The sequence below is a fragment of the Vibrio sp. Vb339 genome, from assembly GCF_902751245.1.
GTDB classification, from domain to species: Bacteria; Pseudomonadota; Gammaproteobacteria; order Enterobacterales; family Vibrionaceae; genus Vibrio; species Vibrio coralliirubri.
On sequence record NZ_CADDIS010000001.1, the window covers coordinates 694,691 to 714,951 of the forward strand.

The 20,261-nt window shown below is 44.7% G+C and carries 16 protein-coding genes; 8 read left to right on the forward strand and 8 right to left on the reverse strand.

Annotated elements, in window-relative coordinates; translation table 11 throughout:
• Positions 1-161: 161 nt before the first annotated feature.
• Positions 162-428, reverse strand: a complete 267-nt coding sequence (locus HRQ85_RS03115; RefSeq protein ID WP_017061882.1) for an Lpp/OprI family alanine-zipper lipoprotein — start codon at positions 426-428, stop codon at positions 162-164.
• Between the two features lie 361 nt (positions 429-789).
• Between HRQ85_RS03115 and HRQ85_RS03120 the strand changes: the two genes are divergently transcribed.
• Positions 790-2,121: a DEAD/DEAH box helicase gene (locus HRQ85_RS03120; RefSeq protein ID WP_048609810.1), complete on the forward strand. Its 1,332-nt coding sequence runs from the start codon at positions 790-792 to the stop codon at positions 2,119-2,121.
• A 132-nt stretch (positions 2,122-2,253) separates the two neighbouring features.
• Here the strand turns inward: HRQ85_RS03120 and HRQ85_RS03125 are convergent, their stop codons facing one another.
• A complete protein-coding gene (locus HRQ85_RS03125) occupies positions 2,254-3,501 on the reverse strand; it encodes an SGNH/GDSL hydrolase family protein (RefSeq protein WP_172379335.1) in 1,248 nt (415 codons plus the stop codon).
• Between the two features lie 489 nt (positions 3,502-3,990).
• On the opposite strand from HRQ85_RS03125, the gene HRQ85_RS03130 reads away from it, so the two are divergent.
• Positions 3,991-4,932 carry a lipase family alpha/beta hydrolase gene (locus tag HRQ85_RS03130; protein ID WP_216655499.1) on the forward strand — a complete coding sequence of 314 codons (942 nt, stop codon included), beginning with the start codon at positions 3,991-3,993 and terminating at the stop codon, positions 4,930-4,932.
• 38 nt (positions 4,933-4,970) lie between these two features.
• On the forward strand, positions 4,971-5,864 hold the full coding sequence (locus tag HRQ85_RS03135; protein ID WP_172378677.1) for a lipase secretion chaperone: 894 nt from the start codon (positions 4,971-4,973) through the stop codon (positions 5,862-5,864).
• 106 nt (positions 5,865-5,970) lie between these two features.
• On the opposite strand, the gene HRQ85_RS03140 is transcribed toward HRQ85_RS03135, so the two are convergent.
• Positions 5,971-7,614 carry a methyl-accepting chemotaxis protein gene (locus HRQ85_RS03140; protein WP_172378678.1) on the reverse strand — a complete coding sequence of 548 codons (1,644 nt, stop codon included), beginning with the start codon at positions 7,612-7,614 and terminating at the stop codon, positions 5,971-5,973.
• Positions 7,615-8,084: 470 nt separating this feature from the next.
• On the opposite strand from HRQ85_RS03140, the gene HRQ85_RS03145 reads away from it, so the two are divergent.
• From HRQ85_RS03145 to HRQ85_RS03165, 5 genes are all read left to right on the forward strand, one after another.
• Complete coding sequence (locus tag HRQ85_RS03145) at positions 8,085-8,906, forward strand: phosphate ABC transporter substrate-binding protein (protein ID WP_048609800.1); 822 nt, start codon at positions 8,085-8,087, stop codon at positions 8,904-8,906.
• A gap of 111 nt (positions 8,907-9,017) precedes the next feature.
• Complete coding sequence (gene pstC / locus HRQ85_RS03150; protein WP_017064255.1) at positions 9,018-9,947, forward strand: phosphate ABC transporter permease subunit PstC; 930 nt, start codon at positions 9,018-9,020, stop codon at positions 9,945-9,947.
• A 15-nt stretch (positions 9,948-9,962) separates the two neighbouring features.
• A complete protein-coding gene (gene pstA / locus HRQ85_RS03155) occupies positions 9,963-10,826 on the forward strand; it encodes a phosphate ABC transporter permease PstA (RefSeq protein WP_017064256.1) in 864 nt (287 codons plus the stop codon).
• A gap of 90 nt (positions 10,827-10,916) precedes the next feature.
• Entirely contained in the window at positions 10,917-11,666 is a 750-nt protein-coding gene (pstB, locus tag HRQ85_RS03160) for a phosphate ABC transporter ATP-binding protein PstB (RefSeq protein ID WP_004732036.1), read from the forward strand.
• 336 nt (positions 11,667-12,002) lie between these two features.
• The gene (locus tag HRQ85_RS03165; protein ID WP_172378679.1) at positions 12,003-14,147 is read left to right on the forward strand and encodes a sensor domain-containing diguanylate cyclase; all 2,145 of its coding nucleotides are present in this window, start codon (positions 12,003-12,005) and stop codon (positions 14,145-14,147) included.
• Positions 14,148-14,262: 115 nt separating this feature from the next.
• Here the strand turns inward: HRQ85_RS03165 and HRQ85_RS03170 are convergent, their stop codons facing one another.
• Genes HRQ85_RS03170 through HRQ85_RS03190 form a run of 5 tightly spaced genes read right to left on the reverse strand, consistent with a single transcriptional unit; the run spans position 14,263 to position 20,256 of the window.
• Positions 14,263-15,942: a BatD family protein gene (locus tag HRQ85_RS03170; RefSeq protein WP_172378680.1), complete on the reverse strand. Its 1,680-nt coding sequence runs from the start codon at positions 15,940-15,942 to the stop codon at positions 14,263-14,265.
• A gap of 2 nt (positions 15,943-15,944) precedes the next feature.
• Entirely contained in the window at positions 15,945-17,855 is a 1,911-nt protein-coding gene (locus HRQ85_RS03175; RefSeq protein WP_172378681.1) for a vWA domain-containing protein, read from the reverse strand.
• Positions 17,848-18,855 carry a vWA domain-containing protein gene (locus tag HRQ85_RS03180; RefSeq protein WP_172378682.1) on the reverse strand — a complete coding sequence of 336 codons (1,008 nt, stop codon included), beginning with the start codon at positions 18,853-18,855 and terminating at the stop codon, positions 17,848-17,850. The genes HRQ85_RS03175 and HRQ85_RS03180 overlap by 8 nt, the downstream gene beginning before the upstream one ends.
• Positions 18,848-19,333, reverse strand: a complete 486-nt coding sequence (locus HRQ85_RS03185) for a DUF4381 domain-containing protein (protein ID WP_172378683.1) — start codon at positions 19,331-19,333, stop codon at positions 18,848-18,850. Before HRQ85_RS03185 ends, HRQ85_RS03180 begins: the two co-directional genes overlap by 8 nt.
• Entirely contained in the window at positions 19,330-20,256 is a 927-nt protein-coding gene (locus tag HRQ85_RS03190; RefSeq protein WP_172378684.1) for a DUF58 domain-containing protein, read from the reverse strand. The genes HRQ85_RS03185 and HRQ85_RS03190 overlap by 4 nt, the downstream gene beginning before the upstream one ends.
• Positions 20,257-20,261: the final 5 nt, after the last annotated feature.

Sequence of the window (20,261 nt, forward strand, 5' to 3'; positions counted from 1 at the left end):
TAACAAGGGGCGTTTTATCTTTTCTCTACTCGAATCAATACCTTCTACTCGAATTGGTATCGCCCAAAAAAAAGCACCACATTCGTTAAGAAGTGGTGCTGTCTATATACTGCTTTTTGCGACTTATTTAATCTACAGCTTAATCGCGATTAGATCTCAAACTACTTAGTGTAAGACTCAGCGATGTTATCGATGCGTTCGTTAGCACGATCCGCTTCTTCTTTCGCTGCCATAGCGGCTGCTTCTGCTTCTTGAGCCTTCATTTCTGCGGCTGCTTTGTCACTCTTAAGTGCTTCAACTTCGCTTGTAAGTTGAGCCACTTGGTTAGTTAGTTGATCCATTTCTGACACTGCAGCTTCTTCTGGCTCTGAAGAACAACCGGCTAGAATGAAAACTGATGCTGCAGCTGCGATTAACGTCTTATTCATAAGAACTCCTTGCTTATTTATCATCAAAAGATGCGCTATACATTCTTTATCATATAGTCGCTTCATTAATGATTGTAGCGACTAATTTTTTAACTGCAAAAACAATAACTAAAGAAATTGCTAAATTTTTGAGGTAATTAGCTAAGCATCACGTTCTGTCTCACTTATGAGATGCAGGATTTAGAGACGACTTGAAGGTGTTTTTGGAGGGCCACCCCTTTGCTAGCAATGCATACAATGTTCTAGCTAAAGATAGATAAAGGGATAAATTTACTGTGATCTCTATCCTTATAAAGTACTTTCGCGGTATCATGTCACGTTAAATTAATTTTATTCAATACCATCATGACTGGAGAGTCCTTTGCACTTTAAAGATTTAGGCTTAGATAACCGCTTACTGAAGAACTTAAAACATTACGACTTCAAGAAGGCGACAGAGATCCAATCAAAAGCGATCCCTGTTGCTATTGCTGGTAAGGATCTATTGGCTTCATCAAAAACGGGATCAGGAAAAACATTGGCGTTTGTGTTGCCAATGATACATAAAGCATTAAAAACAAAAGCGTTTTCTGCTAAAGATCCTCGTGGTGTAATTTTGGCTCCTACTCGTGAGCTAGCGAAGCAAGTTTACGGCGAATTGCGTAGCATGCTTGGTGGTCTGTCTTATGAAGCGGCGCTTATCTTAGGTGGTGAGAACTTTAACGACCAAGTTAAAGCATTGCGTAAGTACCCTCGCTTTATCGTAGCGACGCCAGGTCGTCTTGCTGACCACCTAGAGCACCGCTCATTGTTCCTTGATGGTGTTGAAACGCTAATCCTCGATGAAGCAGACCGTATGCTTGATCTTGGTTTTGCTCCAGAACTGCGTCGTATTGCAAACGCGGCTAAGCACCGTCGTCGTCAGACTCTAATGTTCTCTGCAACGTTGGATCACGCTGAAGTGAATGGCATTGCCAATGAAATGCTAGACGCACCTAAGCGCATCTCGGTGGGTGTTTCTAACGAGCAGCACCTTGATATCACTCAGAAATTCTACCTATGTGATCACCTAGATCACAAAGAAGCGATTTTAGATCGTGTATTAGAAGAAGCTGAATACCGTCAGGTTATGATCTTCACAGCAACGCGTGCTGATACTGATCGCCTAACGGATAAGCTGAATGAGAAGAAGCTTAAAGCAGTTGCACTGAGTGGTAACTTAAACCAAACACAGCGTAATGCGATCATGAGTCAGTTTGAGCGCGCGGTTTACAAGATTTTGGTTACAACCGATGTTGCTTCTCGTGGTATCGATATCCCAAACGTAAGCCACGTGATCAACTTTGATATGCCGAAGCACACCGAAGAGTACGTTCACCGTGTTGGTCGTACAGGCCGTGCGGGTAACAAAGGCGATGCAATTTCTTTGGTTGGTCCAAAAGACTGGGACAGCTTCAAGCGTGTTGAGCTTTACCTTCAACAAGATCTGACTTTCTCTGTGCTTGAAGGCCTAAAAGGTAAGTTCAAAGGTATTAAGCCTCGTAAACCTGCGTTTGCTAAAGGTGGTCCTGCGAAGAAGAAAACCAACACTCAAGCTAAGAAAACGCCGAAGAAACCAGTTAAGCGCGATAAGAGCTTCCACCAGAATGTGGCAGTGGGTGATACAGTATTTATCCCTAAGAAGAAAGTTGCTCCAAAAACTGACGACGAGTAATCAACAGCCAGTTAAAAGCGTTTGTTTGTAAAACTGACATAAATAAAAACCGCCATTACTAGGCGGTTTTTTTGTATCTGACTTTTGTGCCTAAGAGGTGCTGCCTCAGGTTACGGAGTTGCTCTAAAGACTTTAGAAATCAAATGTCGAGAATGAAAAAGCTAGGATATGGTCGGCAATGTATTTATGTGTGGCGGTGGTTGGGTGCGTCACGCCCCAAAATACATAACTGTCTGCACCATAGATCGCACAATCATTGGTTAAGCTGTGGCTTTTCAGGTAGTCGGCCGCTGAGCTTCGATTGATATTAAGACAAGCATCACTCGCGTTTCGAAAGCCGTGCTGTTCAGGGTTATCGGTAATGCTGGCGAACAACGCACTCGCATCGAACAACACCACGTTTTTCCCCATACCTTGGTAATACTCGGCTTGAGCTTTGATGAACTGGTTGAATTCTAAGATCTTGCCACGAACTTTTATGATCTCTTGTTCGGTAGAGTATTTGAATTGAGGGGCTTTGGTCGCATCGGGTAAGGTGAACAGCAGGATATTGTTCGCACCGGATTCCGTTAAGCGGATCAGCGCGCTGCTAAAGTCAGCCTTCACATCGGCGACTTCTCGGTTGTAGTTCATGAAGTCATTGAGACCAAACTCAAGAGTAAACAGTGAGTTTTCCGCACGATAGTTTTTGGCGACTTTCATGTAGGTCAGATAAGAGGTGACTTGATCATAAACACCAGTCAATGCCACGTATTGGTTGGTACCTGCTGCGCCGCCCACTGCCCAGTTATACAGAGGGACATCTTTCGCTTTTGCTAAGTACTCAGTCCAGACTAAACCATTCGAAAAGTGCCCTAAAAACCACGAATCTGCGTTGGGGAAAACCCATTGAGAGCCATTAAAAAGATTACCCGTGTCGGACAGGCTATCACCAAAGGTGACAATACGGTTGATGCTATTGGCTTGAAAAGCGTTGTCGTTGGTCCAGATTGAGTGGTTGTAAGAGAAGCGATTATCTGCGGCAAAGTAGGTGATGTCAGCGGCGTCATGTTGGATGTCGAGCGTCTGTTCGCAACGCTGTTTGATTTCAGATTGAGGCGCATCACTGTAGAACATGTTTTTGAAAGAAACAGAAGACCACCAATATCCGTTGATCGTGTAGTAATCACCATTCTCTTTCTTTGCCCACTTCCAGTCGGTGGCTGGGGAGTCATGAGAGGCATCGGTTCGATACCAACATCTAACATATGAATAGGTCTCTGAGCCTTGTGTACTGAGTACTTGTGCAGATGTAATCGATTCTGGTGTTGGTATTGAGTCTTCAGCGGCATAAGCGCCAAAAGGCAGGGCTAACGTGAGTATTAAAGCCGTATTTTTCATCACTGTATTCTCTTTTATATTTAGATGAGCCAAACAAAAACGTTGTTGCTTGTTGCTTGTTGCTTGTTGATAAGGGGATAAGTAAATAACTGGTACGACCTATATCTAAAATCAATAATTAGCGTCAATATATTCAGGGCTTTGGTGTGTCGTTAATGGCATAAGCATCAAGTTTTCAACGAGTTTATGGTTGAAAAATACCTGTTTCCAAACGGTTATTTGTCGAATAATTTTGGTTTATTGAGAATGTTGAATTGATATTTGAGTCGGGATGTTGAATGAGGAATCTCGTTAATCTTAATTAAATGTTAATTTAATCAATTGCTTATGGTTTTGGTTTTTCTCCCAATTCTGTTCGTCTGATGTTCATCACACCTGTTTAATTCAAGTTCGCCATCACAAATATCAAGTCGTTACTTTCTGTTTTATAAAATTATCATCTACGGTTCTTTTACTCATCAGAGGTCTAATCTGTTTAAGGAAAGAGCATTGAAAAAGATATTAATTTGGACGATAGCCTGCCTATCCAGTTTTGGCGTATATGCCGGAACGAGCGCATCAGCATTAGAAGCCAGCGGATACACTGAAACTAAATACCCCATTATGTTGGTACATGGTCTGTTTGGTTTCGATACATTAGCGGGCGTCGACTATTTCTATGGCGTACCTGAATCCCTAACTAAAGATGGCGCGAGCGTATACGTCGCTCAGGTCTCTGCAACCAACAGTTCTGAGGTCCGTGGTGAACAGTTACTCAGCCAAGTTGAAACGCTGTTAGCTGCAACAGGAGCAAGTAAGGTGAATCTGGTTGGTCACAGCCATGGTGGGCCAACGGCTCGTTATGTTGCGTCGGTTCGACCGGATCTTGTTGCTTCAGTGACCAGTATTGGCGGTGTGCATAAAGGTTCTAAGGTTGCTGATCTCGTTAGAGGGAACGTATCTGAAGGCTCTGTCACAGAAGGTATCGCGGTGAAATTAGCAGGTGGATTAACGACACTGATTAACCTTTTATCTGGTGGAACGGAGCTCGATCAAGATGGCCTCGCTTCTCTTGAAGCATTGACCACAGAAGGCTCGCTTGCATTCAATCAGTTTTACCCTGAAGGCGTTCCGACGTCTGAGTGTGGCGATGGTGAGTGGCAAGCAAGTAACGGCGTTTATTACTATTCATGGACAGGGTCTTCCACTTTTACCAACCTTCTTGATCCTACCGACGGAGCGATGACAATCTTAGGCTTAGCTTTCAATGAACCTAATGACGGGTTAGTAGGGGCATGCAGCGCCCATTTGGGCAAAGTGATTGGTGATGATTACAAAATGAACCACCTAGATGAGATCAATGGGTTATTGGGAATTCACCACTTGTTTGAGACCGATCCTATGACTCTATATCGTCAACATGCCAATCGATTGAAGTTGGCTGGTTTGTAGTCTGCAAAGCCGTTTAATAAGAAAACAAGGAAAGTATGATGAAAAAGACCGCCATTTTGTCGATAACTACGATAGCCCTGATGAGTACAACGGCGGTCTTTTTATATCTAAAAAAGGAAGAACCCAATACACCTAATGACAACGAACAACGCGTCTCCTCATTGAAAGTCGCTTCTCAACAAGACACCGACATCGATAACGCATCAGCAAAAGACATGATGGAATATTTCGTATCCGGTAATACCGAACTAACCCTTGAAGATATTCGCGACAATGTAGCAAAACACCACGAGCAATCATCAACAGCCGTGGTCGATGAAGCACTGTTTACCAAATATCTTGAGTATAAGTCGGCACTGACATCGTTGGATGTGCAGTTCGATACCACATCCATTTCCGCTGATGATCTACGTGCACTCAATCAAGCGCTCCTTGACCTTCAAGCTCAGTTCTTCAATGAAAACGAGATAAGTATTCTGTTTACGCACGACAACAGAATGAGAGCAATCGCCTTAGAAAAGTTACTTCTGAAACAGGAGGGATTAGAGGAGGAAGAATACCAACAAAGACTCGAATCCTATCTATCTGAGCAACCTGATTATGTTCAGTCGAGTCACCAGAATCAGGTGTTAATCCAACAGCTCTCTAGCTCTGAAGGTCTCGATGAACAGGATAAATACTTAAAGAGAAGCGAACTTGTTGGTGAAGAAGCGACCCAAAGACTTGAAGCACTTGATAAACAAAGAGCGGCCTTTGAAGACTCTTTAGAGGTCTACTTCGCAGAGCGAAATGATGTTTTGAACGACTCAGCCTTATCAGAAACCGAACAACAAGAGACAATTGCGCAACTTCGAACTGAACATTTCCTACCAGAACAGCTTAGAAGGGTAGAAGCGATTGAAAGAATTCGAGCGGCTGAATCTGGTCAGTAGTGTCTAAAAGCGAAAAACCAGCCATGATGGCTGGTTTTTTGTTTATCGGCGAGTTCTAAAGCGCATACAGCTTGAATCTGTTGCCTTGAACTTCGTACCTTAAACCCTAGACCTTAAAGTAGTCCAACTGCTGCTTCTGTTGTTCGGCTAGGTTAGATAGCTCGTGGCTTGCTGCTGCGGCTTGAGTAATGCCGGTTACGTTTTGGCTTACTAGGCTGTAGATGTTTGAGATATTACGGTTGATGTCTGAGGTTACTTGGCTTTGCTCTTCGGCGGCAGAGGCAACCTGAGTGTTAATCTCAGTCATGTCCGTTACCGAGTTAGCAATGCCTGAAAGCGCTGCGCTTACTTCCCCTGCAAGAGTTTGGTTGTGCTCCAGCATAGCCAGTGAGCTGCTCATGCTTTCATTCGCGTTACCGGATTGAACCTGTAAACCTTCAATGATGGTTTGGATCTCTTTGGTTGAATCTTGTGTGCGTGCCGCTAGCATTCGAACTTCATCAGCAACCACTGCGAAACCACGACCGCTTTCACCTGCACGAGCGGCTTCGATTGCTGCGTTAAGCGCCAGCAGGTTAGTTTGTTCAGAGATACTTTGAATTACCTCAATCACTTTACCAATCTGTTCAGAGTGCTCTTTTAGCGTGCCCACTACATTTGCAGCTTTGCTTAGCTGAATCGCCATCTGCTCATTGGCTTTGTTGCTTTCATTAAACAAGCTCATGCTGTGTGTCGCCATTTCGTCAGCTTGCTTAGACGCTGAGTCAGCTTGTACTGCGTTCTCATTAACGTGTGCTGCTGTGCTTTCTAATTGGTTCACAGCAGAAGCAACTTGCTCCACTTCTTGCTTCTCTTGGTCTGAGTTAACGCTTGATTGGGTCATTACCGCTGCTAGTTCTGTCGATGCAGAAGCCACTTCGATACTGATTCGAGACAGCGAGCTTACCGTGTCACGCAGCTGTTCAACAGACTGGTTTACGTCTTGCGCTAGGCGTGAGATTTCGTTGTCGCCATACTCTTCTGCTTTAACTAACAAGTTACCTTTTGCTACTTCGCGCATGGTTTCTTGAATGTTGCTGATCGGCTTAACAATGATACCAGCCAGCGTCCAACTGATAATTAGAGCTACAGACAGGATCACCAACAGTGCAATGGTCGCTGTAGTCAGCGTGCTAGCGTGTTGCTGGCCGTTGATGTCGACCTCTTGAGTGGCAAGCAAGTTCAGCTTTTTAGATAGAGTGTTGATCGCTTGCACCATTTCATTACCAGCATGTCGGTATTGGTCAATTGCGATCTGGTAGCGGTTCTCAAAATCTGAAGAGAGTGATGCATCGCCGTGTTTCGCTCTTAAGAGAGGAAGCATGGTGGTGCGAGAAAAATCGACATAGTGATTCATCGCTTTGTTCATTGCGGCCACTTCATCTTGCATGCCTGGCACTGTGTCTAATGAATTTAGTAGGCGAGTATTCTGATCGCGTTTTTGGTTTAGTGTTTCAACCAATGTTTTTACGTCATCAGCATTGAATAGACTGTAAATCGCTTTGATGCGCATGCCATAGCTGTTGTCGACGATTTCGCTGAGTTCTTCTTTATGTAAGATTAATTGGTCGGTTGCTACTGACACATCTTTGAATGCACTTTCTAGCTTTTCACCACCGATAATGACACCGGCTAAAAGTAAAACGACGGAAAATAGTACGGGTATAAGAATTTGTATTTTGATTGATAAGCCACTGAGAAGTTGGCGCATGTAATGTCCTTCTTTGAATAAAATAAAAAGATGAGAATTATTATTATTAGAATTAGTTGGCGATTCTAACTAATGAGACTGACAATTCAATCAGTAATGAATTCGATTTTGATATATGAGATAGATATTTGATAAATTTTGAATATTTATTGTACAAACAAGGCTTTAGCCATTTTTAAGGTAGGGTTATTTGGCACAGAACCTTGTGTGGTATTAGGTAATAAAATAAAAGGATGGCGAGATATTGAGCGGTTTAGCTTAAATAGGTTGGAATGAATTTTCGGTGCCTATGAGTGGGGCTAATTTATTACTTTAAGGCTATTTGGTAGGGGAGAAACAAGAAAATAAGTTGTAGTTGTCATATAGGCTTCAATTAAGTGAAACACAACTGTCATATTCAGATTCTAAAGTAGGCCTCGTTCAAGCAAAACACAACATTACGGCAATAACGCCACTAAAGGAAATTTGTGATGAAAAAGACAGTTATCGGTGCAATCGCACTACTAGGCGCTCTAACAGTGAATACAGCTTCAGCTAAAGAAACTATCTCTGTAGTTGGCTCTAACAGTGCTTCTCCACTGGTTGAAGTTTTTGCAGAAACCTACATGAATAAAGGCGAACCAGTGTTCATCGAAATTCAAGCACCAGGTTCTTCTGCAGGCATCAAAGCAGCAAAAAATGGAAGTGCTGACCTTGGTATCTCTTCTCGTGACCTAAAAGAAGAAGAGAAAACAGCTGACCTGAAAGAGCTAGTTATCGCTCGTGACGGTATCGCAGTTGTTGTTAACCCGAACAACGAAGTATCTGCTCTTACTGCTGAGCAAATCACTTCAATCTACAAAGGCGACATCACTAACTGGAAAGATGTTGGCGGTGCTGACAAGCCAATCGTAGCAATCACTCGTGATACTGCATCTGGTACACGTGGTGCATTCGAAGACATCATGAAACTTAAGAAGAAGATTGGCGATAAGAAAGTATCGGCTATCTCTCAACGTGCACAAGTTGCAAACGGTAACGGCGCACTTAAAGTTTCTGTAGCAAGCAACCCATACGCTATCGGCTTTATCTCTCTAGGTACAGTTGACGAATCTGTTCAAGCTCTAACTATCGACGGCGCTGCTGCGACTGTAGACAACGTTAAGAACGGTTCTTACAAAGTTGCTCGTCCTTTCCTAGTTCTTTACAAAGATGGCGCTCCATCAGCTGAAACTCAACAATTCCTAGACTGGATGGTTGCAGACGAAGCTCAAGCTATCTCAGCTAAAAAAGGCTACATCACAGTTAACTAATCTTAACTGACTCAATCTTAATTATTGCTCAGCCTGCTTTAGGCTGAGCCTTTTCTTTCAACTTTGTTTATTTCGAGCTCTTATTGAGCCACAAAGTTTGAGATTTTATATATGACCATCGCAAATAGTGAAAAGCTTATGAATACTGAAGCGACTCAAATCAACAAGCCAAGTCTACGTGCTAAGAAGCGCATCGACTGGAGAGAAAGAATCTTCCACGGCTTGTTCTTATCGAGTGCTGTAATCGGCATCGTATCACTAGCCGTTATCGCTTACTTTATCGTTGCAGAGAGTATCCCTGCATTCCAAGAGGCTGGTGTTTCTGGCATCGTTCTGGGTGTTGACTGGTTACCTCCAGCTCTATTCGGTGTTGCAACCATGATTGTTGCATCGATTGTTTCGACACTTGGAGCTGTAGTTGTTGGTGTGCCAGTTGGTGTATTAACCGCTATTTTTATTGCTGAGATTGCTCCAAAGCGTCTTGCAGATATTATTCGACCAGCAGTTGAGCTTCTAGCGGGTATCCCGTCGGTAGTTTACGGCTTCTTCGGTCTAGTAATTATCGTTCCAATGATTCAGAACGTTTTCCAAGTACCAGCGGGTAACACTATCCTAGCGGGTATCATTGTTCTGGGTATCATGATTCTTCCTACCGTTATCACGGTTTCTGAAACTTCGATTCGTGCTGTACCTCGCACATACAAAGAAGGTTCACTTGCACTGGGTGCTTCGAAAATCTACACGATTTTTAAGCTACTCGTTCCTGCTGCACGTTCAGGCATTATGACTGGTGTGATTTTGGGTATTGGTCGCGCACTTGGCGAAACCATGGCAATCATCATGGTTATGGGTAACGCGCCAGCAATGCCAGAAGGCATTTTGGACTCTGCTCGTACGCTAACAGCAAACATTGCAATTGAAATGTCTTACGCAAGTGGCGTTCACGCTAACGCACTGTACGCAACAGGTGTTGTACTTCTAGTGTTCATCATGATGTTAAATGGTGCTCTACTTTATCTTAACCGTGAAAAAGCGAAGTAGGCGAGGATAAGTAATATGGATCGCGTAAAACTAAAACAAGCACGTCAAACCAAAGATAACATCCTAAAAGGTTTTATCTGGGCAGCTGCAGCTGTAACCGTTGGTTTCTTATTCTGGATTATTTGGTACATCCTATCGAACGGTCTGCAATACGTAGATTGGAACTTCATCACTGACGATTACACTCGTACTGGTGAAGAACGTGGTATTTTCCCAATGATCATTGCCACGATCTACATGGTAATTGCATCGATTGCGGTAGCCGCGCCACTAGGCATCATGACGGCGATATACCTAACTGAATATGCGAAAGTAGGTAGCCGATTGGTGAAAGTGATTCGATTCTGTACTGAGTCGTTAGCTGGTATCCCATCGATCATCTTTGGTCTGTTCGGTATGACCTTCTTTGTTTCGATTCTTGGTCTTGGCTTCTCGATTCTGTCGGGTGCACTAACGCTAAGTATCCTGATTCTTCCTGTAATCATTCGTACTACAGAAGAAGCATTGATGGCAGTGCCACAAACTTACCGCGAAGGCTCATATGGCCTTGGCGCTTCAAAAATCTACACTATCTGGCGTTTGATCTTACCAAGCGCAATGCCAGGTATCTTAACTTCGGTCATTCTTAGTATTGGTCGTGTAATTGGCGAATCAGCACCTGTATTTTTAACAGCAGGTATGGTGGCACGTGTTCCTGAGTCGGTATTCGATTCTGGCCGTACACTAACGGTTCACCTCTATAAGCTGACAACAGAGCTATTTACTATCGATGAGTGGAACCAAGCCTACGGCACGGCGACAGTCCTAATCGTACTGGTTCTCTTGATCAACATGGTTACAAAACTGATTGCGAGACGCTTCAACACGGCAACTTACTAAGCTCATTAGCTGGCTCATCAATAAAGAGAGCCCCCGTGATAAAGAAAGCATCAAGTTAGACACGAATTTAAGAATTTAGAGATTACGAACATGAACAAATTTGATATTGAGAACCTAGATCTGTTTTACGGCGACAACCAAGCGCTTAAATCTATCAACCTGCCAATTCCTACTCGTCAGGTTACGGCACTGATTGGCCCATCAGGTTGTGGTAAGTCAACGCTACTACGTTGCTTGAACCGCATGAATGACCTAATTGAAGGCGTTACTATCAAAGGTAAGCTGGATATGGATGGCACAAACATCTACGGCAATATTGATGTGGCTGACCTGCGTATTCGTGTAGGCATGGTATTCCAAAAGCCAAACCCATTCCCAATGAGCATCTACGAGAACGTAGCTTACGGCTTACGTGCTCAAGGCATCAAAGACAAGAAGCACATTGATGAAGTAGTAGAAAGCTCACTGCGCAGTGCTGCACTTTGGGACGAAGTAAAAGATCGTCTTAAAGCACACGCATTTGGCTTGTCTGGTGGTCAGCAACAACGTCTATGTATCGCTCGTACAATTGCAATGGAACCGGATGTAATCCTGATGGATGAACCGACATCGGCTCTTGACCCAATCGCGACGCACAAGATTGAAGAATTGATGGAAGACCTGAAGAAAGACTTCACTATCGTTATCGTAACGCACTCAATGCAGCAAGCGCGTCGTATTTCAGACCGTACTGCTTTCTTCCTAATGGGAGAGCTTGTAGAGCACAATGAAACGAGTGTTATCTTCAGCGAACCAAAAGATGATCGTACTAAAGGTTACGTAAACGGTGACTTTGGTTAATTGATTATTTAAGTGCTGTGTTTGGCCTTTTAGCAAAACCAGTACGCTAACTGATACGCAGGTTAGATAATCGAATAGATCGACAGAATTATCACTATAACTATAAGCGATGGAAGTTTTGCCCCACTTTAGGTGGGGCTTTTTTATGCCTCTAAAAAAGTCCCAATGTCGATGAAATTTTGGGCAGGAAATCCCATTTTTGTAGTCCTTCTCATGCTTGTGATAATGTAAAAAGTGAAATTGCGACCCGCTTAACATCTCATTTTTAGTTACATTGATTGCATATCAAGGCTTCTGTATTTTTGCTGTATTCTCAATAGCCAATGGACAGAAGTTGTGCCTGTAAAAGCCTTTGCAAAACAAATATCTGCTACGCGCGATCACCGTTTATTGGCAGAGTCTCTTTTTGAGTACTTAGCTAAAATGCTTGCTCCAAAAGGGATTGGGATATTTGCTGAGCCGATACCGGAAAGCGATTCGTTGCCGTTGTTTTGTTACGGTGAATTAACCCCTCTTGAGAATTACCCCTCTACATTTTGGCCTTGGGTTTCACAGTTTGATACCGCAGACGGTGTTTTACCTATGGCAATCAATACTTGTAACTGGGATCACATAAAAGTGCTCGGTGGGGAGTCGTTCATCATGATGCTCGACAATGCGCCTGCCTGTAGAACTTATTTAATTGTTCAAAATTGCGATGTCGAAAAGATCAATCAAACCTTCGACCAAGATCTAGATGTTCTTCAACTTGCAGCCGCTCGCTGGCAGTGTATTCGTGCTGAGAAGAACGCGGCACTTGAGATCAAACACAGAGACACACGTGAAGCTCAATACCTTGATGAGATTAAGCTTCGTGAATTGTTTGTCGAGAACATGAAGCTAGTTCATCAGGTGGCGTTAGAGCTTTCTAATCCCGAAACTTTAGATGCACTCTATAAAGCATCAGTAGAAGCCGTACGCGATCGCCTAGGCTTTGATCGTGCGATCTTCATGTTGCTTGATATGAAAAAGCGCTGCTTTAGTGGTACTTACGGCACTGATGAAACGGGTAAAACCAACAGTGAACATCATACTCAATATGATTTACACCAGCTTGAAGCCGAATACATTGAGGCGCTGTCTGACAACCACACCAACTTAGTCACTATTGAACAAGCGCCACTCTACACCGAAGGCAAGGTGGTGGGGCAGGGCTGGAATGGGATGCTTATCTTGCGTGAAGGGGATAAACCGGTCGGCTGGATTGCGATGGATAACTACATCCACCGTTCACCCATTACCAATTATCAAAAGCAGATGCTTGAGTCCTTCGGCTCGCTGCTCTCTCAGATATACATTCGTAAACGCCAAGAACAGAACATACGCATGCTGCACTCGAGCATGGTTGAGTTGTCTCGCTGCGACAGTGTTAGTGAGGTGTGTAAGTCTGCGGTTAGCTTTGCTATTCAACACTTAGGCATCGACCGATTGGCGGTTTTCCTGACGGATAAGAATTGCAGCTACATGCAAGGTACATGGGGCACCGACATAAAAGGCGATATTGTCGACGAGTCCTACTATCGTTCAGAGCTGGTGGAGCGCAACATTGTTTCAGCGGCTCGCGCTTGTCCCAATCAAGTTGCCTTTGAAGAGTCAGTACCTATCTATCATGACTTTAATATTGTTGGGGTAGGTTGGACGGCAATGACGATGCTCACCACCAATACGGGTGAGCCGATTGCATTTATTGCCGCCGATAACTTGTTAACACGCAGCCCTTTAACCTCCCAGCTTCGCGAAGTGATTCGTATCTTTGCCTCTAGCCTTGCTGAGGTGCTGCAAAGAACCATGGCGCAAGAGGAGCTTAAAAAGCTCAATGAAACGCTTGAACAAGAGGTCAGTAAACGCACTCAAGAGCTTGAACGAGCCAACGAACAGTTGGATATCATTTCTAAATTAGACCCGCTGACGCGCCTTGGAAACCGCCGTATGTTGTCGCAAGTGTTAGAAGATTTGAACTGCGATGATCAAGGAGCGTTTGCCACACAACATGAAGTCACATTTGGATTGATCCTTGTCGACCTCGACCACTTTGGTTTGTACAACAGTGTTTATGGCCATACCGAAGGTGACGCTGCCTTACGCTCGATAGGTAAGATACTGAATAACCATGTTTACAATGAACAAGAGACTTTCTGTCGTATTGGGGGAGAGGAGTTTATGTTGTTGATGATCGGTACCCATCACTCTGAAACCAAGCGGCGAGCAGAGTCGATCAGAAAATGCATTGAAGAGGCGAAGATCCTCCATTGTGAAAGCAGTACCAGCCAGTATCTAACCGCATCTGTCGGGTATGCCTCGATAACTTCTGATCAGCGCCAGTTTGACTTCGACCTACTGTATTGCAAGGCAGACAAAGCCTTGTATCAAGCCAAAGACTCTGGGAGAAATCGAATCGTTTCTGCTTTAAAGCGTAAAAAGGTCGCAGTTTTAATTTCTTAGTGTGGTATCTGTTTTTTCCTAACGCAAAAGAATGAAGCCGTGATGACCACTATGTGGTCATCACGGCTTCGTTCTTTTTTTACTTAGATTTATGCTTACTTAGATTGCTGGTTAACTAAAGCTTTTCCAATGTGCTCTTGCGTGCTTTGCTTGTGACCCGCTTTGGCTTCTTAACTGCTTTGATTGCTTGAGCCGGGTCCCATGACTGACTTGGTGAATCAGCTTCAGCATAGAGGCTTTGGTTGAGCTTGCTTAGCTCGGCTTCGACGGCTTCTAACGTTTCATCATCCAAGTCTGGGTTTTCAGATTTCCATTGTTCAAACAAGGTTCTGGTCATCACACCATCTTTCGTTTTTAGAGCTTCAATAAGCGCGTCTGCCGTATCTGATTGACGTTCAACTATGTGTGTTGGTTTTGTCGTTACACCACGTCGTGACCAGAAATAGAAAGCAATCGCTGAGCTGATTAACCATAAAACAGCAAACAGAGCGGTGAGATAAGGCCAGACCCCAGGGCTATCAACAGTAACAACTGTCGGGCTTACTTGTTGGGCGGGCGTAGCCGTAACTGGTGGAGTGCTTGACGCTGCGCGATCACTTGCTTTTACCGCTAACTCTAGCCCCTGCGCTTTACTGGTTTGTTCTGATTGCAAATCGGTGTTAAACCAAGCTTGAGACACATTAGGAAGCGAGATATTTCCAGACTCTTTCGGAATCAATACTTGCTTGTAAACAACGACAGAATCACCTGACTGAGTTGTGCCAAATTGCGGCTTCTCTTCATAAACACGTACCGATTTAGGGTAGGTGATATTCAGTTTTGGCAGCTGATGTTGCGTTAAGTTGCTAGCCGTCATGGTGATGGTACGAGTTAACGAGTCACCCGCTTCCATTTCAATGGATGGGTTGTCGCCTTCTAAACCATTACTATTTCCCAGTTGATTGCCTTGGCTATCTGACCATTGTTGAATCAGTTTGAAGTTTGATGTTGGTAACCACTCACCTTGGTAGCCTTTTGGCACCTCTTTGACGGTGACATCTAAGGTTTCAACGGGCGTGTCGAGCTGGAACAGACGCGTTGTACTGGAGTTGTTGGTTGAGTAAACAACGGCTCCAGTCAGCTTCGGTCCATTCAGCTTAAACTGTCCGGCCTTTTGTGAAGAGATACGGAAAGACTGTTGAACTACCGTCACCTCTTGTCCATTGAGAACATCTTGAAATTGCTTCGATTCACCAATAGGTTCCACATCTAAGCCCGACGAGCTCGGTGGCGCAATTTTAGGGTCTTGCAGCCTTCTTGGGTCAGCTTTGATGATGAGTTTTACATCAAGCCCTGCCACTTCTTGTGGGTATAGCGAGTTCTTGCTGAGATTAAGCTGGAATTCAGCCATATCATGTTGAGTTGGAGCGGCTTTGTTAATTGCAACATTGATGGTGATAGGCTGAGTTTTTGCCCCTTCAATATCAAAGCTAGGAATCTGGATCTTGCCTAAACGCAGTGGAGCAAGGCTGATGTTCCATTCACTTGATACCGAACGGCTGCCATTGACGATTCGCATCGATGAACCAAAGTTTGGTGTGCCGACATAGAAATCCTGCTGGAGCGCCGTTAGATCTAAAGCATCAGAGGAGACCTTTTCATCGGTTGCGACTCTAAGAAGGAACACTTCATCTTTGGTGACACTGTTATGTGAAACACTCGCCACGGCGTTTGCAGCCAATACTGAGAAGGACGAGAAAGCTCCCAACAACAATGTTAGGAGTACGGATAAAAATGGCTTGTTTAAAAATCGCATGGTTACCACTTTTTGTTCTGGTTGTTAGGAGCACTTTTTTGTCGTGCTTGTAAAATCATTTGCGCTTTAAGCAGTTGGCTCGGGTCACGGGCGCTTTCTACTTGCTCAAGTTTTCGCATGTCCGGATCGCTCGACAAAGGCTGATCTGAGGTTTGTGCTACAGCTTGCTGACCATTTTGCTCACCATCTTTTTTTGAAGCTTGTTGCGCGCTAGCACTTTGAGGTTTAGCGCTTTCTTGGTCACTCTGTTTTGGCTGATCACTCTTACTTTGTTGACCGGCTTGCTTGTCGTCTTGTTTAGACTTTTCAGAGTCAGAGTGATTTTCAGGTTGGTCTTGAGCTGCGTTTTGACCTTGGTTGTCACTTTGATCTTGGTTACTGCTTTGATCTTGTGACTTGCCGTTGTCAGCAGAGTTTTGTTGTTGATCCTGAGAGTTTTGCGAAGAATTATTTTGCTGACCTTGCTGACCTTGCTGACCTTGCTGACCTTGCTGACCTTGCTGACCTTGCTGACCTTGGTTTTTCTGGTCTTTGGAATCAGAATCGCCTTGCTGTTGCTGTTGCTGTTGCTGTTGCTGTTGCTTCTGGGCTTGTTCGACGATCTCTAAGTTCTTCTTGGCATAAGCATGCTCAGGGTTGCTTTCAAGAATACGTTGATACTCTTGTATCGCTTGGTCGTACTTACCTTGTTGGGCTTGGGCGTTAGCAAGGTTGTAGCGAGCATCTTCACCAGAAAGGTCTTGCAGCGTCTGCTCTGCGGCTTCGAAATCACCGGCTTTGTATTGAGCAATGCCTTTCCACTCTTGCTGGGTGAACTGTTCAGCAGCTTGTTGGAAGTCCTCGCCCTGATACAGCTGATAGCCTACTTGATCATCGGTCTTCCACGGGTTCGCAAACGCAGTATTTGGTTGGCTAAAAGAGATAACTCCAGCTAAGGCACACCAAATAACCCCTTTCCTGAATAATCCAAGTGCCGGAAGCAATAGCAAAGGCAGTAACCAGAAACCGTTGTTAACTCTGGTGTTGAGTGAGTTGTTGGTCTTGGTGACTTCTGATGTTGTTGCAACGCGGTCGAGGTAGCTCGCGATGTGTTCAACATCTGAGTTATCAAATTGAACTTCAGTGAACGTGCCACCATAGTTGCGTGTAAGCTCGCGCATGTTCTTCAAGTTGGTTCTTGCCACCACGGTTTGTCCTGAGTCGGTTTGCAGCATCGAACCCGTAGATAACGAGATTGGCGCACCGCTTTCAGTCCCTACTGCTAGAATCGACAATGTCCAATCGTTGCCAGAGAGTAGGGAATCGATCTGTTTCTTCTCTTGAGCATCAATATCGTCAGCAATCAGAACTAGATCGCCTTGATAGATATGAGCGCGAGTCATCATATCAATCGCAAGCTTAACGGCTGATGCAGCATCACCACCTTGATAAGGCATGATATCTGGCGATAGGTTAGGGACTAGGTTCTTGATGGTGTTCATGTCTGAGGTTAGCGGGCTAATGGTGTAAGCATCTCCAGCATACGCCACCATGCCTGTTAGCCCCTCCTTCCATAATGAAAGCAGATCCAGAGCCTTGTATCGGGCTTGAGTTAAGCGATTCGGCCTAATGTCGGTGGCATACATAGACATCGACATATCCATGATCACAACTCGTGCCTGCGTTTTTTCAAAGCTTGGCTGTTCGTTTTTCTCGAAGCTTGGTCCAGCTAATGCAATAACGCCGACCAGCCACCAAATACCGAAGTAAGTACGGCGATTTTTCGACGGCTTGCTCGATTCAGGAGCCAGATAACGGGCGATGTGTGACGCGAGTAATCCTTGCTTAGATTGTGTCTTGCTCAGCCACCAAATAGCGGGCAATGCTGCAAGCGCCAAGAACCAATATGGGTAGATAAAAGTAAAGTTAGACATTGTTTCTCCTAATGGCTAACAGCATAAATGCGAAGAACATTGCCGCCGACAGTGGCCACACAAACCATTCTTGTTGTGGTCGCCAGATCTTAGTGGCGTTCGTCACGGGTTCTAACTGGTTGATGGTGTCGTAAATCGTCGCTAGCTCTTTACTGTCACGCGCTCGGAAGTACTGACCGCCAGTGCGTTTGGCAATTTCCATTAGTGTGCGTTCATCCAAGTCTTGAGCAGTATTGACCTTACGCGTCATGAAGAACTCTTTGACCATCATCTCGCCGGCACCGACACCCACGGTGTAAATCGTCGCGTCGTATTTTTTTGCAATATCCGCCGCTTCTAATGGGTCTAATACCCCGGCGGTATTACTGCCGTCGCTGAGTAGAATCATTACACGTTGAGGGGCATCGCTATCGACAAAGGTTTTGGTGGCAAGGCCAATACCATCACCAATCGCGGTTTGAGTACCGATAAGCTTTAACACCGCTTGATTGAGCTGTTGTGAAAGCGTATCTCTATCTAGCGTAAGCGGGGTCTGCAAGTAGGCGTGATCGGCAAATAGCACCAATCCGACTCGGTCGCCTTTACGACGCTCAATAAAGTCACTCAATACGCGTTTCACAGCCGACAAGCGGTCGATGTATTCGCCATTGAACTGCATGTCTTCTTGGCTCATAGAGTAGGAGAGGTCGACAACCAACATCAAATCACGATGCTTCGGTTGAAACTCCACCGGTTCGCCATACCATACAGGGCGTGCGCTCGCCGTAACCAGTAGAAGCCAGATAATAACGGACAACGCCTTTGGTAAGCGACTGCTCGGTGTTTTGGTATTGCTGTCTTCGGGCAGAAATGGAAGCCTTAGGGCATTGCTTGATTCTGACTTTGGTGAGAATAAGTAAACGAGCAACGGCAGTGGCGCGATGAAGAACATCCACCACCAAACGAACTCGATGTTTAACAAGTCCCCGCTTAGAAACATAGTGCTTAGAATATCACTCATAACGACCTCGCTTTGGAGGAAGGGCTTTGCGAAGCCAAGTTTCGCAATCATTAACTAATTGTTGTTGAACCTTTTTCTGTTCGTCGTTCATTAGGGCTACATCTTGATAGAGCGCTTGTTGCCACTGGGATTGTTTTGCTACAAATAACGGCTTCGCCAATTGCGCATCTAAGAACTTCAACCAATCATCACCAGACAAACCTGCAATTTTTTCGCGTGGGAAATAGCTCAGTGCAGCCTGACGAACCATGTCTTGAGCTTTGCTCGGAGACAAGCCATCTGGAGACTGACTATTACTAAAGTAAGACAGCGCTTCTTGCTTCGCCTGTTGGTTGTTTTTTCTACGTTTTAGAATGAAAAGCACCAAGGCAATCAGGGAAATGGCCGTGATGATCACTGCCCACCAGCCCCACGCCAAAGGCCACCAAGTCGGTGCGTCTGGCGCAATAACCGGACTTAAATCTAAGGGCTGTTTCATGACTGAGCTCCTGATATCTGGCTCATGAGTGACTGCGCACTCGACAGCGAGCTATAAGGTATCGCGAGAGACAACCCCACCTGTTGTAGCTGCTGTTTCTTAAGCGAAAAAGCATGGTTAAGCTTTTGCTTTTCTTTATTAGAAGAGAAATTAAACCATTGAGTTTTGCTGCCATCGGTGACCTGTTTAGAACCTTTATAGGAGGTTTCACCTTGCTCTAGCGGATCGTAGAAATGCACCAGACGTACTCTGTTGTGCCTCCGAATTTGACTGATAAGTGAGTAGTCACTTTCTTGGTAACGCACAAAGTCACTGAGCATAATAATATCGCTTCCTTTAGGGCAAAGCTGGTGCAGAGATTTCAGCCCATGCTCTAAGGTTGTGTCATTATGATTGTCGTGATTAGTCAGCGCCGCATTATTGATTTCTATGACTTTTTGCAAAATACGCAGTGGAGCATGGTTGCTTGCACTTGGCTTAATATCAATGACCTCTTTGCCAGTATCGATCACCGCGCCAATTCGGTCTTTTTGAGCCACAGTAAGCCAGCACAGTTGGCTAGCAAAGTGTGCAAGTTGAACCGATTTCAGCAACAAGGTTGAGCCGAAAATCATACTGCTTGATAGATCCAAGAATAAAATGACAGGCTGCTCTCGTTCTTCAGAGAACAGCTTGGTATGTGCTTTGCCCGTTCTGGCTGTTACACGCCAATCTATGCTGCGAATGTCATCGCCCGCTTGGTATTGACGAACTTCAGAGAAATTCATCCCGCGACCTTTGCGGTTGCTCTCGTGTTGACCGTTAAGCTGCGACCAAAGGCTCTTGGCTGGAGGCAACCAGCGAACAGACTGCGCTTTGTATTGCAGCAGCTCATCTAGATTTAACGTGACACCGTCACTATGGTTGGGTAGTTGATTATTCATGCGCG

Coding starts and splice junctions, on each gene's coding strand:
- HRQ85_RS03135 (WP_172378677.1), top strand. CDS start 4,971: ATGAAAAAGACCGCCATTTTGTCGATAACTACGATAGCCCTGATGAGT.
- HRQ85_RS03175 (WP_172378681.1), bottom strand. CDS start 17,855: ATGTCTAACTTTACTTTTATCTACCCATATTGGTTCTTGGCGCTTGCA.
- HRQ85_RS03140 (WP_172378678.1), bottom strand. CDS start 7,614: ATGCGCCAACTTCTCAGTGGCTTATCAATCAAAATACAAATTCTTATA.
- HRQ85_RS03180 (WP_172378682.1), bottom strand. CDS start 18,855: ATGAGTGATATTCTAAGCACTATGTTTCTAAGCGGGGACTTGTTAAAC.
- HRQ85_RS03170 (WP_172378680.1), bottom strand. CDS start 15,942: ATGCGATTTTTAAACAAGCCATTTTTATCCGTACTCCTAACATTGTTG.
- pstC (WP_017064255.1), top strand. CDS start 9,018: ATGACCATCGCAAATAGTGAAAAGCTTATGAATACTGAAGCGACTCAA.
- pstA (WP_017064256.1), top strand. CDS start 9,963: ATGGATCGCGTAAAACTAAAACAAGCACGTCAAACCAAAGATAACATC.
- HRQ85_RS03125 (WP_172379335.1), bottom strand. CDS start 3,501: ATGAAAAATACGGCTTTAATACTCACGTTAGCCCTGCCTTTTGGCGCT.
- HRQ85_RS03115 (WP_017061882.1), bottom strand. CDS start 428: ATGAATAAGACGTTAATCGCAGCTGCAGCATCAGTTTTCATTCTAGCC.
- HRQ85_RS03145 (WP_048609800.1), top strand. CDS start 8,085: ATGAAAAAGACAGTTATCGGTGCAATCGCACTACTAGGCGCTCTAACA.
- HRQ85_RS03185 (WP_172378683.1), bottom strand. CDS start 19,333: ATGAAACAGCCCTTAGATTTAAGTCCGGTTATTGCGCCAGACGCACCG.
- HRQ85_RS03190 (WP_172378684.1), bottom strand. CDS start 20,256: ATGAATAATCAACTACCCAACCATAGTGACGGTGTCACGTTAAATCTA.
- pstB (WP_004732036.1), top strand. CDS start 10,917: ATGAACAAATTTGATATTGAGAACCTAGATCTGTTTTACGGCGACAAC.